General features: G+C 57.2%; 17 protein-coding genes. 10 read left to right on the forward strand and 7 right to left on the reverse strand.

All coding sequences use genetic code 11. The annotated features are described in order from the left end of the window. Nucleotides 1-88: 88 nt before the first annotated feature. From GGR27_RS16990 to GGR27_RS17010, 5 genes are all read left to right on the forward strand, one after another. Entirely contained in the window at nt 89-889 is an 801-nt protein-coding gene (locus GGR27_RS16990) for a hypothetical protein (protein ID WP_168039547.1), read from the forward strand. Between the two features lie 383 nt (nt 890-1,272). Beyond that, nucleotides 1,273-2,106, forward strand: coding sequence for a glucosaminidase domain-containing protein (locus GGR27_RS16995; RefSeq protein ID WP_168039549.1), 834 nt, complete (start codon nt 1,273-1,275; stop codon nt 2,104-2,106). A 213-nt stretch (nt 2,107-2,319) separates the two neighbouring features. Further along, the gene (locus GGR27_RS17000; RefSeq protein WP_168039551.1) at nt 2,320-3,825 is read left to right on the forward strand and encodes a DEAD/DEAH box helicase; all 1,506 of its coding nucleotides are present in this window, start codon (nt 2,320-2,322) and stop codon (nt 3,823-3,825) included. Nucleotides 3,826-4,028: 203 nt separating this feature from the next. After that, entirely contained in the window at nt 4,029-4,784 is a 756-nt protein-coding gene (locus GGR27_RS17005; RefSeq protein ID WP_168039553.1) for an SDR family oxidoreductase, read from the forward strand. A 122-nt stretch (nt 4,785-4,906) separates the two neighbouring features. Next, a complete protein-coding gene (locus tag GGR27_RS17010; RefSeq protein ID WP_168039555.1) occupies nt 4,907-5,500 on the forward strand; it encodes a TetR/AcrR family transcriptional regulator in 594 nt (197 codons plus the stop codon). Between the two features lie 82 nt (nt 5,501-5,582). On the opposite strand, the gene GGR27_RS17015 is transcribed toward GGR27_RS17010, so the two are convergent. Together GGR27_RS17015 and GGR27_RS17020 are read right to left on the reverse strand one after the other, a co-directional pair. Next, nucleotides 5,583-8,711: a glycosyltransferase family 117 protein gene (locus tag GGR27_RS17015; RefSeq protein WP_168039557.1), complete on the reverse strand. Its 3,129-nt coding sequence runs from the start codon at nt 8,709-8,711 to the stop codon at nt 5,583-5,585. 332 nt (nt 8,712-9,043) lie between these two features. Beyond that, nucleotides 9,044-9,910, reverse strand: coding sequence for a hydroxypyruvate isomerase family protein (locus GGR27_RS17020; protein ID WP_168039559.1), 867 nt, complete (start codon nt 9,908-9,910; stop codon nt 9,044-9,046). Nucleotides 9,911-10,203: 293 nt separating this feature from the next. Between GGR27_RS17020 and GGR27_RS17025 the strand changes: the two genes are divergently transcribed. Further along, nucleotides 10,204-11,367: a carboxypeptidase-like regulatory domain-containing protein gene (locus tag GGR27_RS17025; protein ID WP_168039561.1), complete on the forward strand. Its 1,164-nt coding sequence runs from the start codon at nt 10,204-10,206 to the stop codon at nt 11,365-11,367. A gap of 121 nt (nt 11,368-11,488) precedes the next feature. Here GGR27_RS17025 and GGR27_RS17030 read toward each other — a convergent pair whose 3' ends face one another. From GGR27_RS17030 to GGR27_RS17050, 5 genes are all read right to left on the reverse strand, one after another. Then, nucleotides 11,489-13,207 carry a GMC oxidoreductase gene (locus tag GGR27_RS17030; RefSeq protein ID WP_168039563.1) on the reverse strand — a complete coding sequence of 573 codons (1,719 nt, stop codon included), beginning with the start codon at nt 13,205-13,207 and terminating at the stop codon, nt 11,489-11,491. A 280-nt stretch (nt 13,208-13,487) separates the two neighbouring features. After that, complete coding sequence (purQ, locus tag GGR27_RS17035) at nt 13,488-14,192, reverse strand: phosphoribosylformylglycinamidine synthase subunit PurQ (RefSeq protein ID WP_168039565.1); 705 nt, start codon at nt 14,190-14,192, stop codon at nt 13,488-13,490. A gap of 235 nt (nt 14,193-14,427) precedes the next feature. Then, complete coding sequence (locus tag GGR27_RS17040) at nt 14,428-14,646, reverse strand: hypothetical protein (RefSeq protein WP_168039567.1); 219 nt, start codon at nt 14,644-14,646, stop codon at nt 14,428-14,430. A 148-nt stretch (nt 14,647-14,794) separates the two neighbouring features. After that, complete coding sequence (locus tag GGR27_RS17045; RefSeq protein ID WP_168039569.1) at nt 14,795-15,847, reverse strand: potassium channel family protein; 1,053 nt, start codon at nt 15,845-15,847, stop codon at nt 14,795-14,797. A 149-nt stretch (nt 15,848-15,996) separates the two neighbouring features. Continuing rightward, nucleotides 15,997-17,028 carry a dipeptide epimerase gene (locus GGR27_RS17050; protein WP_245184729.1) on the reverse strand — a complete coding sequence of 344 codons (1,032 nt, stop codon included), beginning with the start codon at nt 17,026-17,028 and terminating at the stop codon, nt 15,997-15,999. Between the two features lie 163 nt (nt 17,029-17,191). On the opposite strand from GGR27_RS17050, the gene GGR27_RS17055 reads away from it, so the two are divergent. The 4 genes from GGR27_RS17055 (at nt 17,192) to eboC (ending at nt 21,832) form a co-directional block, all read left to right on the forward strand. Continuing rightward, on the forward strand, nt 17,192-18,835 hold the full coding sequence (locus GGR27_RS17055) for a S41 family peptidase (protein ID WP_245184730.1): 1,644 nt from the start codon (nt 17,192-17,194) through the stop codon (nt 18,833-18,835). Nucleotides 18,836-19,164: 329 nt separating this feature from the next. Beyond that, a complete protein-coding gene (locus tag GGR27_RS17060; protein WP_168039571.1) occupies nt 19,165-20,025 on the forward strand; it encodes an EboA domain-containing protein in 861 nt (286 codons plus the stop codon). Then, a complete protein-coding gene (locus GGR27_RS17065; RefSeq protein ID WP_168039573.1) occupies nt 20,022-20,930 on the forward strand; it encodes a TatD family hydrolase in 909 nt (302 codons plus the stop codon). Before GGR27_RS17060 ends, GGR27_RS17065 begins: the two co-directional genes overlap by 4 nt. Next, nucleotides 20,930-21,832 carry a UbiA-like protein EboC gene (eboC, locus tag GGR27_RS17070; RefSeq protein WP_168039575.1) on the forward strand — a complete coding sequence of 301 codons (903 nt, stop codon included), beginning with the start codon at nt 20,930-20,932 and terminating at the stop codon, nt 21,830-21,832. Before GGR27_RS17065 ends, eboC begins: the two co-directional genes overlap by 1 nt. The last annotated feature ends 43 nt before the right edge of the window (nt 21,833-21,875 follow it).

The raw sequence follows: 21,875 nt of genomic DNA on the forward strand, positions 1-21,875 counted from the left end.
TAAGGCCCGCTTATTCGATCCTCCGGCACGGCAATTTGTGGCGGGCCGCCGGGGTTTTAACTTTACGTCTTTCCTTAACGCCCCGATCATGCGGTTACTCCTTGTCTTGTTCCTGGCCACCTTCGGCTGCGCCAGCACCCGCTCCGTGGCGCAGGTCAAACCGGTAGATTTTTTCCTCGACCCGGCCGGGAAAGCCTATTTATTACTTTCCGACAGCCGTTTGATTACCCAGAATCAACTCGGGCAGACGGTCAACGACTTTTACGATTCCAGCCTGGGCTTCCCCGATAACGTGGACGTAACCAACCCCTTTTCCATCCTCCTCTACTACCAGGATTTTGGCCGCCTCGTGATTCTCGACCGGACGCTCAGTGAGATCACCCGCATCGATCTTTTTTCCGTGGACAACATCCAGCAACCCGGCGTGCTGGCCCGGGCCAACGATAACCAGGTGTGGGTTTATGATTCCTGGGACCACCGCCTGAAATTGCTGGATAATCAGGGTAGGGTAGAACGGACCACCAACGACCTGCGGCTCGAGCTTTCGGCCCCGGAAGACCCCGATGCGATCTTCGTTGACCGCGGCACGGTCGCGCTTTACTTCCGGGAAAAGAGCCGGCTGGCGGTCCTCACTAATTACGGTCGCTTCAAGTACTGGGTCGATTTGCCCGTCACCGCTAACGTCTCCTGGCTCACGCCCTACCTTACGGGGTACGACGAGGAGACGAGCTGGCGCTGGGTGCCGGGTTTGCGCACGGTCAAGGAGTGGGCGCCCCGATTATCATCGGGGCAGGTGCCGGGTTTGGGGGAGGGAAAGCGACTGGCCGTGCGGGATGGCTACCACCTTTTGGAAGCTACCGGGAAAGTTGGCTACCGGGCAGTGGACTAGTGTAGTAAAGTCTTCTTCCGTAGTGTTCGTGGCGTAAGCTGACGCTCAGTTCGAGCAAAAAGTTTGTAGTTAAATAAAAAACAAACAAAAAGTTTGTTTAGTGATCTTGCCCGCCCTACCTTTGGAACAACTGGTACCGCCGCCCACACGAATTGCCAATTTTTAAGTTAGTGGGCGCGCACGATTGAAAAGGTATTTTACCGGGTGACCTGAGCGGGAGCGATTCTTCCGCCGGTCCGTATAGCGTAGCACTCAAAACATACTACCGTGAAGATTTTAAAAGTATTGTCGGCCCCGGGCCGCACAAGTCTTTCCTGACGGCCGCCGCGTGCGCCGTAGCGGGAAGGCCAGTGCCACCGAGCCTTCCCTAAATGGTTGCAAAAATGAAAAATGTATTTTTTACCCTGCCCCGGTTCATCGGGCGGCACTGGCTCCGTGTCCTCATTATTGGTGCCGCGTTGATTACGGTCAGTCGCAAGCAAGTCAATTTCAACGTCCGGTTGGGTTCACCGGCGGAGATTAGCCAACCGAGTAGCCAGCCCCCGGGCGGGGAGATTGCCTCGAACGGTGACTGGGCACTGGCGGCCACACCGGCTCCGGAAGCTGCCGAAGTTCCGCCGTCGTTCCTGTCGGGGTTGTTCGGAGGCGACGAGGCTGAAGTTGTGGCTGACCAGGGCTTAATGACGGAAGCAAACACCGTCCGGCCACGAAAGAAGGGATTTCTGGAACGCTTCAGCCTTTTTGGCGGCGGGTCGAATAGTCCTTCGCTCTACAACGACCTGCAACGCACGCAGGAAGCGACCGTCGCCGCGTACGTTCGTCGCTTCAGCAACGTTGCCCGGGCGGAGCAGGCCAAATTTGGCATCCCAGCCAGCATCACGCTCGCCAATGGCCTCTTGCAAACAAACGCCGGCACCAGCGCCAGCGCCCAAACCCTCCATAATTTCTTTGCCATCCGCTGCGGTGGTGACTGGCCGGGAGACTGCGACAGAAGCACCGGCCCAAAACTGCGGACCTACGCAACCGCCTGGGATTCTTTTCGCGACCACAGTCGCTACGTCACCACTGGCCACTACGCCCCCATGACCCAATTCGGCGCCAACGATTACCGAAAGTGGGCCGCGGGGTTGGAGGAACTGGGCTTTAACGAGACGGACGACCTGGCGGAACAACTCGTGCAAACCATTGAGCACTACCAACTCTTTCAGTTCGACTGACCGCATTTTTCGGTGGCTACCGGGAAGGCGCATAACCGTAAATACTGTGTTTCAAAAACCACGTAGCTAATTGATAATTCGGCTGAAACTTGTCGTAACTCCCTCCAAATTCGGGAGCGTCAAGAAACCCGTACCTTCGCCCCCGCCCAAAACGGGCCAAATCACCAACCGCGTAAGCCAGACAGACCAGGGCTTGCGAACAACCAAGCCAGTATGTCTAACCCCCAAGAAAATCCGGAAACCCCGGACGCCCCCGTGGAAGAAGTCGTTTATTTCGACGAACTCGAACTTTCCGACGATATTCTCGACGCGCTCGACGCGATGAATTTTGATAAAGCGACGCCCATCCAGGCCCAGGCCATCCCGCCGGCGCTCGCCGGCCGCGACGTCCTCGCCGTCGCCCAGACCGGCACCGGCAAAACGGCCGCTTTCCTGCTCCCCATCCTCGATAAATTGTCGCGGGAAAAGCCGAAGGGCATCAACACGATCATCCTCGAACCGACGCGCGAACTCGCCCAGCAGGTCGACCGCCAGCTCGAAGGCTATACCTACTTTATGCCCCAGATCAGCTCCATGCCGATCTACGGCGGTCGCGACGGCCACAGCATGGCCCAGGAGCAGAAAGCACTTAAAACCGGTGCGGCCATCATCGTCGCCACCCCCGGCCGCCTGATGGCTCACCTCGACATGGGCTACGCTGACCTGAGCACCGTGCGCCACATCGTCCTCGACGAAGCCGACCGGATGCTCGACATGGGTTTCGTCAACGACATGATCAAGATCATCGACATGTTGCCGAAGGAGACGCTACAGACGCTGTTCTTCTCCGCGACGATGCCCAACAAGATCCGTAAATTCAGCAAGGAAATTCTGAAAGACCCAGTCGAGATCAGCATCGCCATCTCCAAGCCCGCCGAAAAGATCAAGCAGCGCGCCTACGACGTGCCGGACTGGGCCAAGAATGCCCTCATCGAAGAAATCCTCAAGGAGAAGTGCAAGACGATGGACCGTATTCTCATCTTCTGCGGACGTAAGAAAACCGTACGGGAACTCACCCGCCGCCTTGCCAGGAAGAACGATAAGGTGAAGGACGTTTCCTCCGATCTCGAGCAGAACGAACGCGAGGAACGCCTGCGTCAGTTCCGATCCGGGCAGATTCAGGTGGTCGTCGCGACCGACGTTCTGAGTCGCGGTATTCACATCGACGGTATTGACTTAGTCATCAACTTCGACGTGCCCGGCGACGCCGAAGACTACGTTCACCGCATCGGCCGGACGGCCCGCGCGGCGGCCGAAGGCGAAGCCATTACGCTCATCAACAAGGCCGACAAACGCAGATTCAAGGCCATCGAAGATCTCGTGGAGAAGAAAGTGGAGCGGTTGGTAACGCCGAGCCACCTCAAAGAGGAACGCGAAGATCGTGGTAGCCGTGGTGGTGGAAGCGGTGGGCGTGGGCGCAATAATGATCGGCGCGGCGGCGGCGGCGGTCGTGGCCGAAATGACAATAAGGGTGGCCGGGGCGGAAGCCGTGATGGTGACCGCAAGCGTCAGCCACGTAGCGAAAGCAACACCCAGAAACCCCGCGGCGAAGGCACCAATGATGCGCCCGCGCGTGAAAAACGGGAAGGCGATAAGCCGCGCAACAGTTCCGGTCGGAAGCAACGCTCGGGGCGCAACGGTGGTGCGAAGCCAGCTAGCGATTCCTCCGGTAATGAGTAAGATCGTGCTCGTGGCACACTCACATCGTGATCACGAGTAGAATTCAATTTCCAAATCAAAGTAGTCAAAAGCTGCGTACCGCCGGGTGCGCAGCTTTTTTTGATTCGAGTTCAACCTTATTTAGTAACGGCCGTTACTGAAATCGTACTCAAAACGGTAACGATCGTTACCGAATTTTAACCTAATCAAAATAGTGTACTATTATGGCAAATTTATCAGGCAAAACAGCCGTCATCACCGGCGGTAATTCAGGCATTGGCTACGCGGCCGCCGAAAGACTCAAAGCGGACGGCGCAAAAGTCATCATCACCGGTCGGTCGCAGGAACGCGTCGGCGAAGCGGCAAAGAAATTGGGCGTCACCGGCCTCGTGGCGGACGTGGCTTCCGTCGCCGCCCTCGGTAGGCTGGCGGACCAAGTTAAAAATCAGGTTGGCAAAGTAGACATCTTGTTCATCAACGCCGGCGTTTTCGAGCCAGCACCCCTCGGTGGCATTTCCGAAGAGATGTTCGACCGGCAAATGGGGATCAACTTTAAGGGCGCCGTCTTTACGCTGGAGAAGTTCCTGCCGCTGCTCAACGACGGTGCGTCGGTGATCAATCTCTCTTCCATCAACTCCTTCACCGGCATGACCAATACGGCCATCTACGCCGCTTCCAAGGCCGCCATGGATAGCTTCACCCGCACGGCCGCCACCGAACTCGCCCCACGGCGCATCCGCGTGAACTCCGTCAACCCCGGCCCCGTCAACACCCCCATCTTCGGGAAAACGGGCATGCCGGAGGAGCAACTCAACGGTTTCGCGCAGGCCATGCAGGCCGTCATCCCGTTGGGCCGCTTCGGTCAGGCCGAAGAGATCGCCAACCTGGTCGCGTTCCTGGCCTCCGACGAAGCTAAATGGATTACCGGCAGCCTGCACGTGATCGACGGCGGCGCGGTCGTCAACAACCTGGTCGGGTAAACTTTGGTGGGAAAAGCCTCGTTCAGCTAGCTCCGGCAGGTAGCAATACTGGCCGGGGATTTTTGATAGTCTGTGGTCCGTGGTCTTTGGCCAAAACCACAGGCCACAGACCACAGACCACAATGGCCCGCACCAAAGCCTTTGACGAAACGGAAGTATTGGAAAAAGCCCGCGACCTTTTCTGGAAGCAGGGGTACACCGCCACGTCCATCGGTGATTTGGAAAAACACCTCGGCATCAGTCGGAGCAGCCTGTACCAGACCTTCGGCGGTAAGCGCCAGTTGTACGACAAAACGCTCGCCGCGTATCAGGAAACCAACTTCAGTTTCTTGCGTAAGCACCTCGACGGTGCGGACGGTCTACGTTCCGCACTAATCGATCTTTTTACCCGGGCCGCAACGCAAAAGCACCCGGACTGCCAGTCGAGCGCCCGCGGTTGCTACGTCGTCAACGCCACCACGGAGATGGCTAATTTTTGCCCGGATGCGCTGAACTTTCTTAGTAAGAACCGGGAGCAGTTCGTCGCTATTATGGAGGAAGCTTTGGCGCGGGCGCAGGTGCGGGGAATGCTGGCAAGCGACGCCGATACCACAAACCTCGCAAATTATCTTTTCGTGTGTTACAACGGTTTACAGGTCGTCGTTCAGACGCGCCCCGACCGGCGGGAACTCGTCAGGGCGGTTACTACGTCGATCGAGATGTTGCCCTGGGCTTAATTCCCCATGGTTGACGCAGGTTAAAAATAAAAGCCCCATCCACAAGTACTCGTGGATGGGGCTTTTTCTGTTAGTAGGCAGCCTATTCTGACGGCGGTTGCTGCGGTTGTGGCTGCTGCTGCTGTGCCGGCACCTCCGGTGCCATGAAGAGGTAGCTCGCTAATATCTGTTCGATACTTGCCTGTAGGTCCGGATTCATCTGCTGCTCGGTCTGGCGCAGTAGCGTGGAGATAATGGCTTCCGTTAGTCGGTAATCTTGCGCGTAGCTGGAGGCGAGAATATCTTCGTCGATGCTGTTGTAATAATCCATTCGGTCGGCAGCGTTGCGGGCGAGCTGCTCCAGCACGGGTTGGATGCGAACGCCCTGGCGGGCGAGCATGAAGGGTTGGATCATCTGGAGCGTCTGGTAGAAGAAGGGGAAGTTCATGTCCGGGAAAGACTGGAAATATTTCTCCCCAACGGCGAAAGCTTCTTCCTGCTTACCCTTGGCCATCAAAGTATTCATTGTCCGCAGCGTCACGAGCTGCATCGACTGGATGGCTGGTGCGTAACTGGCGTTGATGTGGGTATCCTCCGTGTCGAAATTACCGTACACCCACTGGTTGAGGATCAAGTCAGCGTTTTTCTCCTCGTCGATGCCACCACTACCGATGATGCCGTACTGTTGCCCCTGGCTGGGGTTAGCCGTCGCGGTAAGCTTTAAGCCGAGCCCTTCGAGTTGTAAGTAGTTTTCCAGGCCCATCAACTTACTCTGCTGGCAGGTCACGGCCCAGTAGATCGGCCGCTCGTAGAAGTTGGAGTTAATGATGTCGAGGATCGCGAGCTCGTCCTTCAGCAAACGGGAGTTGTCGATGCGCACCGGAAGGCGTTGCTGCGGCTGCTCGCCGGCGGGGACGAGCCAGGGCGCACTCCTTAACTGCCGTGGGTCGACGTTGATGCCCACGTTACAGCTCTGGTAAGAGAACGGAAACGTCGAACCGTTGCCGAGCTGGACGCCGTTCTCACCCGCGATTTGCGTCATGAGTTGGTCGAGGGTGATCGGCCGATCCTTAGCGCAGTCGCGCGTCTGGTTACGGGCATTACCGTAAATGACTTGATTGCGCTTGCTGCCCCGGAGCATGTCCTGCGTTAACCCCAGTTTGATAGCGTCGGAGTCGTTCATCTTGTACCGCAACAGATCGATGTACCAGTCCACCGCAATCAGGCTGAGGTTGACGACCCGGACGTCGGTACGGATGCCTTCCACCTCCTGGGCGTACCAGAGCGGATACGTATCGTTGTCACCGTAGGTGAAAATGATGGCGTTCTCGTCGACGGAATTGAGGAAATTGGACGCATAGTCGCGCGCACCGGCGTGGCCCGAGCGGTCGTGGTCGTCCCAGTTCTGGAAACCCATCAGCAGGGGGGCAATCAGCACGACGGCGCCAATGCCGCCGGCTACCCCGAAGCCCTTCGCGTTAAATTTCTCCCGGGCCAGTTCGTACAGGGCGGGCACGGCCATGCCCATCCACATACAGTAAGTAAAGAAGGAACCTACGAGTACGTAGTCTCGCTCCCGGGGCTCGTTGGGGGGCTGGTTCGTGTAGACGATAATGCCGAGGCCGGTGATGACGAACAGACCGAGTAGGCCGATGAATTCTTTTTTGCTCTTCCGGGCGTGCCAGAACAGGCCGATGAGTCCGAAGATGAAGGGCAGTAGGTAGTAGGTGTTACGGGCGGGGTCGTTTTTGTCCGCATCCGGGAGTTGGTCGAGGTTACCGAGGCGGAGCTCGTCGAGGGGTTGGATGCCGGTGATCCAGTTGCCGGCGCTTTCGTCCCACTCGTAGTAGCCCTGCTGCCCGTTTTGGCGGCCGGAGAAGTTCCACATGAAGTAGCGCCAGTACATCCAGCCCACTTGGTAGCGGAAGAAGAACTGTACGTTGTCGCCGAAATTGGGCTTACCGCGGGGGAGGGCTTCGTCGGGGTTCAGGCCCATCCACTGTTTGTAGAGGCGGACGCGGCCCTGGGAGCTGTCCCACATCCGGCTGAAGAGCATTTTCTTGTCGTAGATCGGGGTGATTTTCTGGTTGACGCCCTCCTCGTACTTACCGTTCACGAGGCCGTAGCGTTCCTCCGACTCCGTCTTGGTCACTTGCGAAGTAAAGGTTTGTGCGGAAATCAAGCCCCGTTCGCCGTACTGTTCCCGGTTCAGGTAGGGCAAAAGACTGGTGACGTTATCCGGGTTGTTCATGTTGACCGGTGTCTTAGCCTCCGCGCGAAGAACGACGACACCAACGGTGCTAAAAGCAATGATCATCAGGCCGAAACCAACCATGATCTGCTGCAAGCCAGATTTATGATGGCGGTCCGCGTACCGTAAACCGAAGTACATCGCCGCACCCAGCAAAGCAAGCGTCGGGATGATGCCCGAGTGAATCGGCAGGCCGAAACTATTCACCATCGGGATCTCGAAAAACTTCCAAATGGTGGGGATGCCAACGATCACAAAGCCCTGAATAAAAAGGATGATCCCGACGCCGGCGGCGACGGACCCTACCAGGCCGAACAGCGTAGGCTGCTCCTGTTTTTTGTAATAGTAAAATATCGCCATCGCCGGGATCGTCAGAATCGACAAAAGGTGAACCCCGGTCGAAAGGCCCGCCGCAAAGAGGGCGAATAACAACCACCGGTCAGCCTCCGGGACGTCTGGCTCGCAGTACCATTTAATCATCGCCCAAACTGCCAAGCAGGTGAAGAACAGCGACATAGCGTACACTTCTCCCTCTACGGCACTAAACCAAATGGAGGTGCAAAAAGCCGTACCCAGCCCAGCGACGAGCCCGCCGAGCGCAATGGCCAGGTTCTGTCCGCTCCCAGCTTCAACAACGGGTAAGCGGCCGAACATCGCCACACCACTGAGCCGCATCGTCGACCAGGCCACGAACGCCGCGGAAAAAGCGGTACTCACGGCGGAAACGAGGTTGACGGCGTAAGCCACCATCGCCTGGTTCTCCCCGCCAAGCACGTCACCCACCACCGCGAACATGCGCCCGATGATGAGGAAAAGCGGTGCCCCCGGTGGGTGAACTACCTGTAGCTTTTGCGCCCCGAGGATGAATTCGCCAACGTCCCAGAGGGAGCCGGTCCGCTCCGCGGTCAGGACATAAACAAGCGCGGCGATGGCAAAAACGAGCCATCCGGTGAGTTGCTGAATTCTGTTCAATTTTCCCATAAAAAAAGGTAATGCTGACGGGAGGCCGTAAGCGGCCCGGGTCTTAGGTTTTTTAACGACGACAAAGCTAGCATTTTTAACGCGCCCCTGGGTTAGGGGAGGTTAATGTTGGTTAAAGGTTGGAAAGTAGGCGCGAAGATGGAGCCAACGAGGTTTGCTCCTCTACGTATTTACCTTGCACCCGCGACCGCGCCCAGTTACTAGTCTGGTAGGCGGTAGGCACTATGAACCTTCGTTTTATTGCACTATTTATTACTCAAGCATTTTCCCAAATTATTCTCGGGAACATCTTTATTTCGAACTCGCCTACCGCCTACCGCCTACTAGACTAACTACCCTTCACAAATCCGCAAACCCTCCGCCAGCGCACTCAACTTATCCTCGTAAGTAGGGATAAACTCCTGCGCGACGTAGCCCCGAAAATCCGTCTCGTGAATAGCTTTGATGATGGCCGGATAGTTCAGTTCCTGGCTGTCGTTAATTTCGTGCCGGCCGGGGACGCCGCCCGTGTGGTAGTGGCCGATGTACTGGTGGTAATCCCGGATAGTACGGATGATGTCGCCCTCCATGATCTGCATGTGGTAGATGTCGTAGAGGAGTTTGAAGCGATCAGATCCGATCATTTCGGCCAGCGCGGCGCCCCAGCTGGTGCGGTCGCACAGGTAATCCGGGTGGTTGACCTTGCTGTTGAGTAACTCCATTTGCAGCGTGACGCCCGCTTTCTCGGCGAGTTTTACCACGGGGCGCAGGCCGACGGCGCAATTGATCATGCCCCGGTGGTCGCTGATTTGGCCCCGGTTGCCGCTCATGACGATGACGCTCGGGATCTCGTGGTCGGCGGCGTCGCGGATGACTTGGCGGTACTGTTCCTGTAGCGTGGCGTGGTTTTCCGGGTCGTTCCAACCGATTTCGATGGAAAAATCTTTGTGCGTTCCCATCGCGCAGGTCATACCGTATTTCTTCAGCGTTGGCCAGTCGGTGACGGTCAGCAGTTCGACGCTTTTGAGGCCCATGTCCTGGCCGCGTTCGCAAAGTTCCTCAAGGGGGATATCGTTGTAGCACCACTTGCAGGTGCTGTGGTTGGTTTGGTACGCCGCGCCGGCGAGGCGGTCGGCGGCTGCGGTGGCCTTGATGGCGTTACCCACGGAGAGGGCACCGAGGGTGAGGGCGGCTGATTTCATGGCGTTGCGGCGGTTCATGTGCTTGTTTTCTGAGGTCGAGTAAGATAAGGGTTTTTGGCTTCGCTTTATCCTTTGGGCGCGGGCGCGGGCGCGGTCCCGATCCCGATACCTATCGGGACCGGGAGTGCAGTGTGAATTGGGACTACGTTTAGCTAGCTTATTTAGCTTTCAAACTACCTTCCGCATAGCTCCGCCAACCTTGTCCAGTTGCTGCCCCGCAAGAAAAGGCGATCAGGGTCCGCAGGGGAAGTAACCAACAAATCCTGACCGAATTAAAACCTAATTAACCCATTCATAGGCTATTTTTGGGTATGCGACTACTCACGAGCATCTTCCTGTTGCTGAGCCTGTGCTGCTCCGGATCGGCCACCGCCCAGGGCACCCTTTCCGGCACGGTCCGTGATTCCCTCACCAACGAACCCATCCCCTTTGCCACCGTCTACATCGACGGAACAACGATTGGCACCGTCACCGAAGAATCCGGTACGTTTTCTCTGGACGTCTCCCTAATTCCCCTACCCACCACCCTGGCCGTGACCCATCTCGGTTACCGCCGCTATTCAGCCCGGGTTGACTCCGGGGGGAGTAATTACGGCATCAGCCTCTCCCCCCAAGTAGCGACTACGGTTCAGGTAGAAGTTACCGACGACGGACAGTGGGCCAAGAACGTCAAGGAGTTCAAGCGGCGGTTCCTCGGTGTCGATGACTGGGGCCTTCAGTCGAAATTAATTGGTGAAGACCGCCTGTACTTCGAACGCAACTTCGAAACTCAGCGTCTTAGCAGGGTATCGAAACAAACGGCGCGGCTACTGAAGCAGAAAGACCTCCGTGATGCTGCGTGGAAAAGTAACGATGAGGTAGATTTTAACTACGCGGTAGATTTTCTTGTCCGTTCCACCGCTCCGATTCAAATTGACCTGCCTCACCTAGGGTATAAGGTCGGCATCGACTTGCAGCAGTTCTACCTTCACTACGAAACTACGCTGCGGAGTTACCAAGGGCGATTTTTCTTCCAGCCCTACGAAGGGGTTTCCGGCAAGCCCAAACGCCGCCACCGCCGGAACCGGGAAATCGCCTACTATAATTCCCGCCAGCATTTTCTGCGGGCGGCCTACAACGATGCTTTAGCGGAAGAAGGCTACGTAGTCCTTACCCGTAACGAGGATGAATCCATCGATACCATCGACTTCAGTTACTATCTGCGCCAGGTTGGTGACGACGAAAAGGCCGTCGTAGGCCTGGAAGGGTGCTCGCTTACTATCTTTTATTACGCTACGACAACCGGCCGGCCAATTAAGCCCGGTCGGCGTCGTTACGGGGTCCGACCCATCGTTTCAACCGTGCAAATTGAGGATACGGAAGCGGTCGTCCGCCGTGACGGAACGACGGGCGCCGTGTCCCTCATCTTCGGTGGCACGATGGCGCGGCGCGGTGCTGCCTGGCTCTTTCCGGCTAACTATTCGCCGTCTGAATAATTTGTGATAACGCTCTGCCGGCACGCACCTGAGGGTGGGCTAACGAGTAGCGAGTCCTCTTCAAGCCGCTTCAAACCATTAGGTAATAATTTTCTCCGTCCGGGTGCCAACGTCAACCGCCTCACCCCCGGTTAAGCTCCCCAACCGCGTGGTCCACCGCCCGCGCCGTCAACGCCATGTAAGTCAGGCTCGGATTAACGCAACTAGCGCTCGTCATGGCCGAACCATCCGTAACGTAGAGGTTGAGGCAGTTCCAAACCTGATTGTGTTTGTTGAGCACGGACGTGCGTGGATCGCGCCCCATTCGGGCGGTCCCCATTTCGTGGATGCCGTAGCCGGGAAAAACCTCGCGCTCGAACGGAGAAACGTTTTTGGCACCGGCGGCCTCCAGCATCTCCGCCGCGTGATGCTTCATGTCCACGCGCATCGCGCGCTCGTTTGCCCCGAAGGAAGCGTTCATGGACAAAGTAGGTAGACCGTCTTTATCCAGTTTCGTTTCGTTCAGCGTCACCCGGTTGTCGGGGTCAGGGAGGCACTCCCCGAAGCCCGTCATCCCCATGGACCAGCCGCCGGGGGCGGCGAGCGCCTTCTTCAGGCCAGGGCCAACGCTCAATTCCTTAACGAGGTTGCGCCAATCGCCGCGCTGCGCGCCCCCCTGATAACCGAAGCCCCGGAGGTAGTCCTTTTTGCTGGAGGGGCCCAAATTTACGAAGCGGGGCACGTAGAAACCATTTGCCTTGCGGCCTTTGTAGTACTTATCGTCGAGGCCTTCGAAGCTACCGGAGGCCCCTACGTAGTGGTGGTGGTCCATGATGTTCCTGCCGACCATATCGCTATCGTTACCCAGGCCGTTGGCCTGTGCGTCAGATTTGCTGGCGAGCAAAATGGAGGCTGAGTTGAGGCTCGAGGCACACAGGAAGACAACCCCCTTCGTGAAAAACGCTACTTCTTCGTTCGTCTCGGTCATTTTGACGCGGACGCCCGTGGCGCGCTTGGTGTCGGCGTCGTAGATGATCTCCCGCACGGCGGCGTGGTTGACCAGGGTCATATTTCCGGTTTCCTCCGCTACGACGAGGGGCCCTGAGTTAGAACTGTAGTAGCCTCCGTAGGGGCAGCCCCGGCGGCAGCGGTCGCGGTACTGGCAATTGCCGCGCGAGCCGAGGTTGAGGGCTGGGTCGTAGGCAGTCACGTGGGCTACCCGCCCTTCCGTTACCGTGCGCCCGGGGATGTGCTCCTGGACGCGGTCCCGGAACTGTGCTTCGGCACAGTTGAGCTCCATGGGCGGTTGGAAGGGACCGTCGGGCAGGTGTTTCAGCCCTTCTTTGCGCCCGGAGATGCCGATGAACTTCGTTACGTAATCGTACCAGGGCTTGATGTCCGCCTGGCGGATCGGCCAGTCCACCGCAATACCTTCCTTGGCGTTAGCCTCGAAGTCGAGGTCGCTCCACTCGTAGCACTGCCGTCCCCAGACGAGGGAGCGGCCACCGGTCTGGTAACCGCGGATCCAGTCGAAGCGTTTTTCTTCGGTGTAGGGGTGTTCGCTATCCTTTACGAAATGGTGGACTTCCGCTTCGTTGACCAGGTGACCTTTTCGCTTCAATACGTGGTAGTCCTCTTCGATGACATCCTTTGGAATTTTACCCTGGTTCTCAAAGTCCCAAGTATCGAGACTGGCCGTCGGATAATCGCCGTGGGCGATGTGGCGACCGCGCTCCAGGACGAGCGTTTTGAGGCCTTTACGGCAAAGCTCCATGGCGGCGATGCCGCCGCTGATGCCGGTGCCGATGACGATGGCGTCGTACTGGTTGGTGTCGTTTGTTTTTAGGTTCGGGGTTTGCATGGGGGGGTGTTCAGACTTTGGGCTGGTAAGATAACGGTGTCGGGAGGGGTGGGGTTTTTGGGGGAGTAGCCCTCTCCCTCTTATCCCTCTCCAGTGGGGAGGGACGATTCGTTGTCAGAGGGGATATTATTTGACTGCGTAGGTTAGAGCGACTGGCATTTACACTAGGCCATAGAGGTAGATCACTCAATTAGAACATGGTTGCCTTTTGCCAAAAGCTAACATCTCCTATTTCTTAATATTAATATAATGGACTGGTGAAAGTAAAGGAGCTGCTTCTCTAAGCCACCACAACACTATTCACCAAACTATCAAAAATGGCGTAGCCATCCGTATTCCCGAGTAGTGCTTCGGCGGCGCGCTCCGGGTGGGGCATCATGCCGAAAACGTTGCGCTCCTTGTTGCAGATGCCGGCGATGGCCTGGGTGCTGCCGTTCATATTAGCCGCGTCGGTGAGCTCGCCGGTGGGCTCGGCGTAGTGAAAAAGGACTTGCTCGTTGGCGATCAGGTCGACGATCGTTTCTTTGTCAGCGTAGTAGCGACCTTCGGCGTGGGCGACGGGGATTTTGAGAATCTGGCCTACGTCCAGTTTGCTGGTGATGGCGGAGTTGCTCGTTTCGACGCGGAGGAAGACGTTCTTGGAGATGAATTTCTGCTCCTGGTTGCGAAGTAGGGCACCGGGCAGGAGGCCGGCTTCGCAGAGGATTTGGAAACCGTTGCAGATGCCGAAGACGTATCCACCCTTGGCCGCGAATTCTTTTACCGCCGCCATGATCGGGCTGAAGCGTGCGACGGCACCGGCGCGGACGTAGTCACCGTAGCTGAAGCCGCCGGGGACGATGAGGCAATCTTCGGTCGTGAAGCCAGGCAGTTCTTTGTCTTTGTGCCAGAGCTTGACGGTGTCCTGGCCCATCACTTCTTTGAGGACGTGGACCATGTCGTCGTCACAGTTGCTGCCGGGGAATTGGATTACGCCGAATTTCATGGGGGTTGTTTTTGCTCGGACAAAGTTAAGGTGATATGCGATATGCGATATGCGAATCTCGATATTTGATTTGCTGCCGCCGTCTTTGCTCTTCCGCTGCGCAGATTCGTTTTGGTGATCGGGAGGGCGCGGTTCCACGATTGAATCGGGACTAGCTGTCGCGTCGCGCCGGTGCAGGGTGATGGCACGGAAGCAGGGTTTATGCCTTCTCACCCCTCTCCCGCTAGTACCGTACCTACTTATCAGAGTCCCGCTCCTCCCGCACGTGGTTCCGAAAATAATGCAGACTACCTAGGAACATCACGTTGATGCCTCCGTACATCAGGGCCGTATAGATGGCTTCCTGCCGCGCGATCTCCGGCCAGAAAAATCGGTAGACGAGGAAGTAGATCGGAACGATGACCAGGAAGAGGATCAGGCAGTAGCGGAGGGTGGCTTTTAGACGGTCGGTCATTGTTTGGGTGGTAGGTGAGGTCGGGGAACAAGGATCTTTGCGGATGGGTCAATGATTATTAAAGATCGGCTCGGGGCGGCGGTCACGGTGACCAATAAGGCGCTCGCCGTTTAAACCTGGCATCCCGCACCCGTGCATAACTACCCCCTCAAATATCCAAATACTCCCGCAGCGCCAAAATCTGTGGCTGACTGCCCACCACGATAAAGCTTTCCCCCGCCGCCAGGCTCGCGTCCGGCCCGGGGTTGACGACGTAGCGCCCGTTGCCCTTGCGGTGGCCAATGATGTTGACGCCGCTGTTATTGCGCAGGCCCAACTCCATGATGGGAAGCCCGCGGAGCTTAGCGGGGAGCTGTTTGTAGAGGATTTCCTCGAAGCCGATGTCGCTATCCATCTCGTTGGTGACGTAGCTGAAGAATTCGACCGCGCCGGGTTTGGAGATGAGCGTCGCCATAAAAAAACCACCGATCTGCTCGGGCATGATGACGTGGCTGGCACCGGCCTTCATCATTTTCTGCCGGCTGCGCGCCGTCTGTGAACGGCTGATGATGCGTGCGTTCGGATTAAGGTCTTTGGCGGAAAGGACGATGAACAGGTTGTCGGAATCATCGTCCAGCGCGGTGATGAGGCCGGAGGCGCGGCTGAGGCCGGCTTCTTCGAGAATCTCGTCGTGGGTCGCGTCGCCGATGATGTAGATGAGGTCGAATTCTTCGAATTCCGGGTCGACGACCTTACGCTCTTTCTCGTCGATAATCACGAATTCTTTGCCGTGCTCGATCAGGTGGCGGGCGATCTCCTTGCCGTAGCGGCCAAAGCCGCAAAGGATCGTGTGGCCACTCAGGGCGTTGACGCGGGCTTTGCGGCGGTTGTGGTCCATTTGCTCGAATAATTTTCCCTCGATGACGTAGTAAGAAAAGGCGGCTAGTGCGTAAGCGACAATGCCCACGTTGAAGATAATCATCACCGACATGAACACCCGCCCGCCCTGAGAAAGCGGCGCCACCTCCCCGAAACCTACCGTGGAAATGGTGATGGCGGCGGTATAAAAGGCGTCAATGAAGCCGTAGTCTTCAAGTACCACCAAGCCGACGGTAATTAAGCCCGTCATCCCGACGATCAACAGCACGGCCGTCCGCAAGTCCAGGGTAGTGGAGCGGATGTTGAGGGCGTTGAGGAGGCGGGAGATTAGGCCTTGGCGCATGTTGCGAAGGTAGGCTGGTAGGCGGTAGTTTTTAGGCGGTAGGCAGGTAGGCGGTAGAAATTCCCCTACTCATTACTTTATTTACGCTAAAGCATCGCCCAAATTCTAATCAAAACCATTTTATCACGAAATCGCCTACCGCCTACCGCCTACCGCCTAAACCTAGCTCCAGTCCCATTCCCCTCCGGCCAAACAGCAAACCCCGTCCTAGAATCAAACGTAACCCCCTCCCCCGGGTCTTCCGCCAGCAGCATCGCCCCGTCCATATCCGCGTAATCCAGCTCCGGGAGGAGTTGGGCGATGGCGCTGATGCCGAAGCTGGATTCGGTCATGCAGCCGGCCATCATGGACAAGCCCAGCTTCCGCGCCCGCGCGATCATTTGCCGGGCGGGGAGGAGGCCGCCGCACTTGACGATCTTGATGTTGATGCCGTGGAAAAGTTCCGCGCATTTTTCTACGTCCGCGAGGGTCTGGCAGCTTTCGTCGGCGATGATTGGCAGGGCGCTTGCGGCTTTGACGCGGGCTTGGCCAACCTCGTCGGTGACCGGGAGGGGTTGCTCGATGAACACTACGCCGAGGCGCTTCAGTTCGTGGGAATAATCGATGGTTTGCGCGGCCGTCCAGCCGGTGTTGGCGTCTACGTAAAACGGCGCGTCGGTTTCCGCTCGTAAGGCGCGAATGATCGCCAGGTCATCTCCACCACCGCCGAGTTTGATCTTGTAGACGGGCCAGGGGAAGGCGCGGAGTTTGGCGGTCATTTCCTCAATCGGGGCCATGCCGATGGTGTAGCAGGTGGCGGTTTGGCGCTTAGGTTGGTCCCAGTGTTCACCGATGCGTTTGTTTTCGCGCTTGCCCCAGAGGTCGTGGGTGGCGACGTCAAGGGCGCAGCGGAGGAAGGGGTGGAGTTGCGGAGCTAGTGTGTCTAATACGACGTGTAGTTCTCCGGGGGGTAAATAATTATGGGGCGCGAGCGCAGGAGCCAAGTTTTTAAGAATGGCGGTGCAGGTCTCCGAGTCCAGACCATAATACCGCGTCATCGCAGCCTCCCCGAACCCGGAACGGCCCGCCCCGTCAATCAGCTCCACGATCAGGGTGGGCTGGTGGGTGCGGGTTTCGTGGGCGATGCGGAAAGGGCTGGCTAGGGGGAGGGTTATCTGGTGGACTTTTAGTTGCATGGGCATGGGAGTGTTGGTAACAAATTTAGTAGAAACACGGCTGTTACGGAATTGACCCCGTAAGCATTGCTTTTTCCCCTGCCCTGGCACCTGCGTCCGCGCCAACCAATGCTAGGCTTCTGTAGCCCCACACAAATAATCTTTCCCCCGGCAAAAACGTTCCCCCACCATGTCCCTACCCAAGAAACTAATGGCCGGCCTAGCCGCCGTCATCGCCCTCGTCAGCCTAACCGCCGCCACCGTAGCCCCCGCCAACGATAAGTTCTTCGAAATCATGAAGGCGATCGAGGTGTACACGAACGTATATAAGGAAGTGAATCAGTACTACGTCGACGACATCGAACCCAACAAACTGATGCGCACCGGCATCGAGGCGATGGTCAAATCTCTCGACCCCTACACGAACTACATCTCCGAAACCGACGTCGAACTCGCCCGCCTTAACCAGGCCGGAAAATACCAGGGCATCGGCGCCGACATCGAATACATTGACGGCCAACCGACCATCCTGACGCTGTTCAAAGACCAGCCCGCCGACCAAGCTGGCATCAAAACCGGCGACCGCCTCCTCACCGTCGACGGCCGCGACACCGACGGCTACAACCGCGAACAACTCGAAGAGATCATGCGCGGCTTCCCCGGCACGACGATGGAACTGACCGTCGACCGACCCGGCGTCGGGCAGAAAAACCTGGAATTGATCCGGGGCGACGTGACCATCCCCAACGTGCCCTATTCCGGGATGCTGGCCGATAACGTCGGCTACGTGGCCCTGACGACGTTCACCCGCGAGGCCGGCAAGAACGTGCGCGACGCCGTCTCCGCCCTGCGCGCCGAAAACCCTAACCTGGCCGGCGTGGTGATCGACCTACGCGGTAACGGCGGCGGTCTGCTGAACGAGGCGGTGGACATCGTCAACATCTTCGTGCCGAAAGACGAACTGATCGTGACGACCAAAGGCAAAGTCCGCGAGTGGGACCGAACCTACAAAACCAAGGGCAACCCGCTCGACCTCGAACTGCCCGTCGCGGTGCTCATCAATGACCGTTCCGCTTCCGCCTCCGAGATCGTTAGTGGTGCGTTACAGGACCTCGACCGCGGCGTCCTGATCGGCCAGCGGAGCTACGGCAAAGGCCTCGTGCAGAACATTATGGAGACGGGCTACGGCAGCCGCGTCAAGATCACGACGGCGAAATATTACATCCCGAGCCTGCGCTGCATCCAGGCGATCGAGTACGTCGACGGTAAGCCGGTCGACATCCCCGACGCCCAGCGGGCCGTGTTCAAAACCCGCGCCGGGCGGGAGGTGCTCGACGGTGGCGGCGTGGCACCGGACATTAAATTACCCGTCCTTGGAGGGAAAGCCATCACGCAGGGCTTGCTCGATAATCACGTGATTTTCAACTTCGTCAACGAGTGGGTAACTAAGCACGAAACGATTGATTCCGTGGCGAATTTTCGTTTCCAGGAGTGGGCGGCGTTCGAGACATTTCTCCAGCGGGGTGATTTCGAATATGACTCCAAGGCCGAGAAAGCACTGGAAAGGGCAATGGCCGAAGCGGAAATCGAAGGTTACGAGATCACGAGTCAGTTGAACGCCATTCAGGAGCAGGTCGACCGCGAGCAACTCGCCGCCATCCAACAGTACAAAGCCGAGATCATCAACATCATCGAAAAGGAGATTGCCGGGCGCTATTACTACCAGCGCGGGCAGGTGCAGATGGGCTTACGTAATGACCGGGAGGTGCAGGAAGCGATTGCCGTGCTCAACGATTCGCAGCGTTACGCGGCTTTGCTGCGGCCGTCGAACTAAATTAATGCTAGTGTTTTGTGTAGGTCTGCTTCGTCCTATTCCCAATCAGATTCAGTATGCGCGGTCGCGGGTGCCCAATTAAACCCGTAGAAGCAGCGTGGGTGAGGCAGACCGCGTAGGTAGATAAACCTTACTCAGTCTTAGCAAGTTATCCTGCTGAAAATGCTAATAGTCTGCGCAAAATAATTATGTTTGTTTGACTTCCTTCTTTCCAATTTCTCACACCACCTGTCAGAACAGCCCCGGCGGCCCAACTCAATTATTCCTACGCTCACCACTAAGTGGTTGGGGCTTTGCCGATAATTAGGGTAATTAACTTAAAAGCGGACATGACCGTAAAAGACAATTTCGCGAGCCTGGAAACTATCCTGGTTGACTCAACGGACGAAGCGTTCTTAGCTTGGTTTCGAGCTAAAATTGAGTCGATTATTGGCCAGGAATCAGTTCGGGAATTGTACCTGACTTACAGTCTACTGGCCAACAAAATAGGTGGGGAGCGGGGGGCAGTGTTTTCGGGTTCAGGAAACGCCACCGAGTACCTAAAAACCCAGCTCGCAACCCCTTTGGAAGTCGCCAGAATTTACCTGCTGTCCACCGTGCTCCGGGCCAACGACGAGTTCTTTCAGCCCAAAGTCGCTAACCTAATCGAGGTGTCCGACACCAGCGAGTTGGTGACCTTGCTACGCTTCCTGTCACTGCTGCCAAACCCGGCAACCTTTTCCGCCACTGCGGTGGAAGCCCTCAGGACGAACATCACTACGGTATTCGAAGCCATCTCACTGGATAACCCGTACCCCGCCGACCACTTCAACGACGAGCAGTGGAACCAGCTATACCTCAAGGCCGCCTTCATGCAGCTCGATTTGTCCCGTATCCTGCGCGTCGAAGAGCGGGCAAACGAGAAACTGGCCCGGATCGTTTCGGACTTCGCACACGAACGCTGGGCGGCTGGCCGGACGGTAGACCCGCTGTTCTGGCGACCGGTTACGAATTTTGTTGACGCAGCTCGGCTAAATGACGTGCGTCGTTTATTAACGAGTGAAGACCCTACGGAAAGAAGAGCTGGCGCGCTGTGCTGCTTTCATTCTGGTTCGGACCAAGCCAAAGAATCACTGAAAAATAACCCGGAGCTTAGCGACCAACTCACCAGCGGAGCCCTCACCTGGAAAACCCTAAAAGCAAAAACATGACCGACAAAATGATGATCATCGACCCCCACGTCCACATGACTTCCCGCACGACGGATGATTACCAGGCGATGGCCGCGGCGGGCGTCGTTGCCATAATCGAGCCTTCCTTCTGGTTGGGGCAGCCGCGTACGCGCGTCGGATCTTTTCAGGACTATTTCTCCAGCCTCGTCGGTTGGGAGCCTTTCCGGGCGAGTCAATTCGGGATCAAGCATTACTGTACGATCGGCCTCAATTCCAAGGAAGCCAACAACGAAGCCCTCGCCGAGCAGGTCATCGACTTGTTGCCGCTTTACGTCCATAAAGAGAACGTCGTGGCCATCGGCGAGATCGGTTACGACGACCAGACGCCGGCCGAAGACAAGTATTTTCGGATGCAACTGGACCTGGCGAAGGAACTCGACATGATGGTGCAGGTACACACCCCGCACCGGGATAAGAAAGCCGGCACCCTACGGAGCATGGACGTTTGCCTGGAGCACGGGCTCGACCCGGCCAACGTCGTCATCGACCACAACAACGAGGAAACCGTGCGGGACGTCCTCGACCGGGGCTTCATCGCCGCCTTCACGATCTACCCGAAAACCAAGATGGGCAACGAGCGGATGGTGGAGGTCGTCCGGCAGTACGGCAGCACCAACATCATCGTCGACAGCTCGGCGGACTGGGGGGTGAGCGACCCGCTGGCCGTCCCCAAAACAGCCGCCCTGATGCTTAAACGCGGTATCGACCGGGCGGACGTCGTAAAGACCTGCTACCAAAACGCACTCGACGCCTTCGGTAAAAACGGTAAGATGAAAGAGGAGCATTGGCTTAAGCCCGGTGGCGTTAATCAGGCCCAACTCTACAACGACAACAGCGTACTGCGCGGACAGGAGCCCCGCGTCGACGCCGACCAAATCGTCTGATGAATAAGAAACTACTTGCTTACGCACAACTGGCGCGACCGGCTAATCTACCAACCGCGGCGGCGGATATTCTGGCGGGGGCGGCTATTGCGGGCGTATTCTCCGGAGTTAACCCGATTGATTTCCTGCGGTCGATCTGGGCGGTGGACGTGCTTTGTTTGGCGCTGTCGTCGGTTTGCCTGTACGCTGGCGGCGTGATCTTGAACGACGTATTCGATCACGAAGTGGATAAGCTAGAGCGGCCCGAGCGGCCTATCCCGAGTGGTGTGGTTCCGGTAGAGTTCGCGGCGATTTACGGGTGTATGGCCTTGTTCTTTGGGGTTTTATTGGCTTTTGCCGTCGGCCCGCTTAGTGGCCTTATCAGCGTCGTCTTAGCGGTGGCGGTTGTGTTGTACGATGCCGTATCCAACCAGTACGCTAGGTGGTCGCCGGTAAATATGGGGATTTGTCGAGGGCTGAATTTACTACTGGGGATATCCGTAACCGGGGTGCTCGTCAATTACTGGCTCGTGCTCATTCCGGTCGTCTACATCTACGCCATTACGTTGATTAGCCGGGGCGAAGTACACGGGGACAATAAGCGGCACATCGCGCTGGCTGGTGGTCTGTACGCCACCGTGTTGGTTGCGTTGTTGGTGGCTACGCTGGCCAGGGGTGGGGAAGTGTGGGGCTCGCTACTTTTCCTGGCTACGTTTGGGATGTTGATCTTTCGCCCGCTGGCGGAAGCGTACCGGAACAACTCCCCGGCGAACATTAAGGCTGCAGTCATGGCCGGGGTGCAATCTCTGATCGTAATGGATGCGGTCATCACGACGAGCTACGCTTCCTGGGCCTACGGTTTGGTGGTTTTGTGCTTGCTTGGCCTTTCCAAATTTTTATCGCGGATCTTTGCCGTCACCTAACTACTTCCCAAACAATACCTTGCCCAATTTCCGACGAAGGCTA

It is taken from the genome of Neolewinella antarctica, from assembly GCF_011927835.1.
Classification (GTDB): Bacteria; Bacteroidota; Bacteroidia; order Chitinophagales; family Saprospiraceae; genus Neolewinella; species Neolewinella antarctica.

What these genes read in the sequence shown, in the direction of transcription:
- GGR27_RS16990 (WP_168039547.1), top strand. Translation starts at nt 89, where the DNA reads ATGCGGTTACTCCTTGTCTTGTTCCTGGCCACCTTCGGCTGCGCCAGC.
- GGR27_RS16995 (WP_168039549.1), top strand. Translation starts at nt 1,273, where the DNA reads ATGAAAAATGTATTTTTTACCCTGCCCCGGTTCATCGGGCGGCACTGG.
- GGR27_RS17000 (WP_168039551.1), top strand. Translation starts at nt 2,320, where the DNA reads ATGTCTAACCCCCAAGAAAATCCGGAAACCCCGGACGCCCCCGTGGAA.
- GGR27_RS17005 (WP_168039553.1), top strand. Translation starts at nt 4,029, where the DNA reads ATGGCAAATTTATCAGGCAAAACAGCCGTCATCACCGGCGGTAATTCA.
- GGR27_RS17010 (WP_168039555.1), top strand. Translation starts at nt 4,907, where the DNA reads ATGGCCCGCACCAAAGCCTTTGACGAAACGGAAGTATTGGAAAAAGCC.
- GGR27_RS17015 (WP_168039557.1), bottom strand. Translation starts at nt 8,711, where the DNA reads ATGGGAAAATTGAACAGAATTCAGCAACTCACCGGATGGCTCGTTTTT.
- GGR27_RS17020 (WP_168039559.1), bottom strand. Translation starts at nt 9,910, where the DNA reads ATGAACCGCCGCAACGCCATGAAATCAGCCGCCCTCACCCTCGGTGCC.
- GGR27_RS17025 (WP_168039561.1), top strand. Translation starts at nt 10,204, where the DNA reads ATGCGACTACTCACGAGCATCTTCCTGTTGCTGAGCCTGTGCTGCTCC.
- GGR27_RS17030 (WP_168039563.1), bottom strand. Translation starts at nt 13,207, where the DNA reads ATGCAAACCCCGAACCTAAAAACAAACGACACCAACCAGTACGACGCC.
- purQ (WP_168039565.1), bottom strand. Translation starts at nt 14,192, where the DNA reads ATGAAATTCGGCGTAATCCAATTCCCCGGCAGCAACTGTGACGACGAC.
- GGR27_RS17040 (WP_168039567.1), bottom strand. Translation starts at nt 14,646, where the DNA reads ATGACCGACCGTCTAAAAGCCACCCTCCGCTACTGCCTGATCCTCTTC.
- GGR27_RS17045 (WP_168039569.1), bottom strand. Translation starts at nt 15,847, where the DNA reads ATGCGCCAAGGCCTAATCTCCCGCCTCCTCAACGCCCTCAACATCCGC.
- GGR27_RS17050 (WP_245184729.1), bottom strand. Translation starts at nt 17,028, where the DNA reads ATGCCCATGCAACTAAAAGTCCACCAGATAACCCTCCCCCTAGCCAGC.
- GGR27_RS17055 (WP_245184730.1), top strand. Translation starts at nt 17,192, where the DNA reads ATGTCCCTACCCAAGAAACTAATGGCCGGCCTAGCCGCCGTCATCGCC.
- GGR27_RS17060 (WP_168039571.1), top strand. Translation starts at nt 19,165, where the DNA reads ATGACCGTAAAAGACAATTTCGCGAGCCTGGAAACTATCCTGGTTGAC.
- GGR27_RS17065 (WP_168039573.1), top strand. Translation starts at nt 20,022, where the DNA reads ATGACCGACAAAATGATGATCATCGACCCCCACGTCCACATGACTTCC.
- eboC (WP_168039575.1), top strand. Translation starts at nt 20,930, where the DNA reads ATGAATAAGAAACTACTTGCTTACGCACAACTGGCGCGACCGGCTAAT.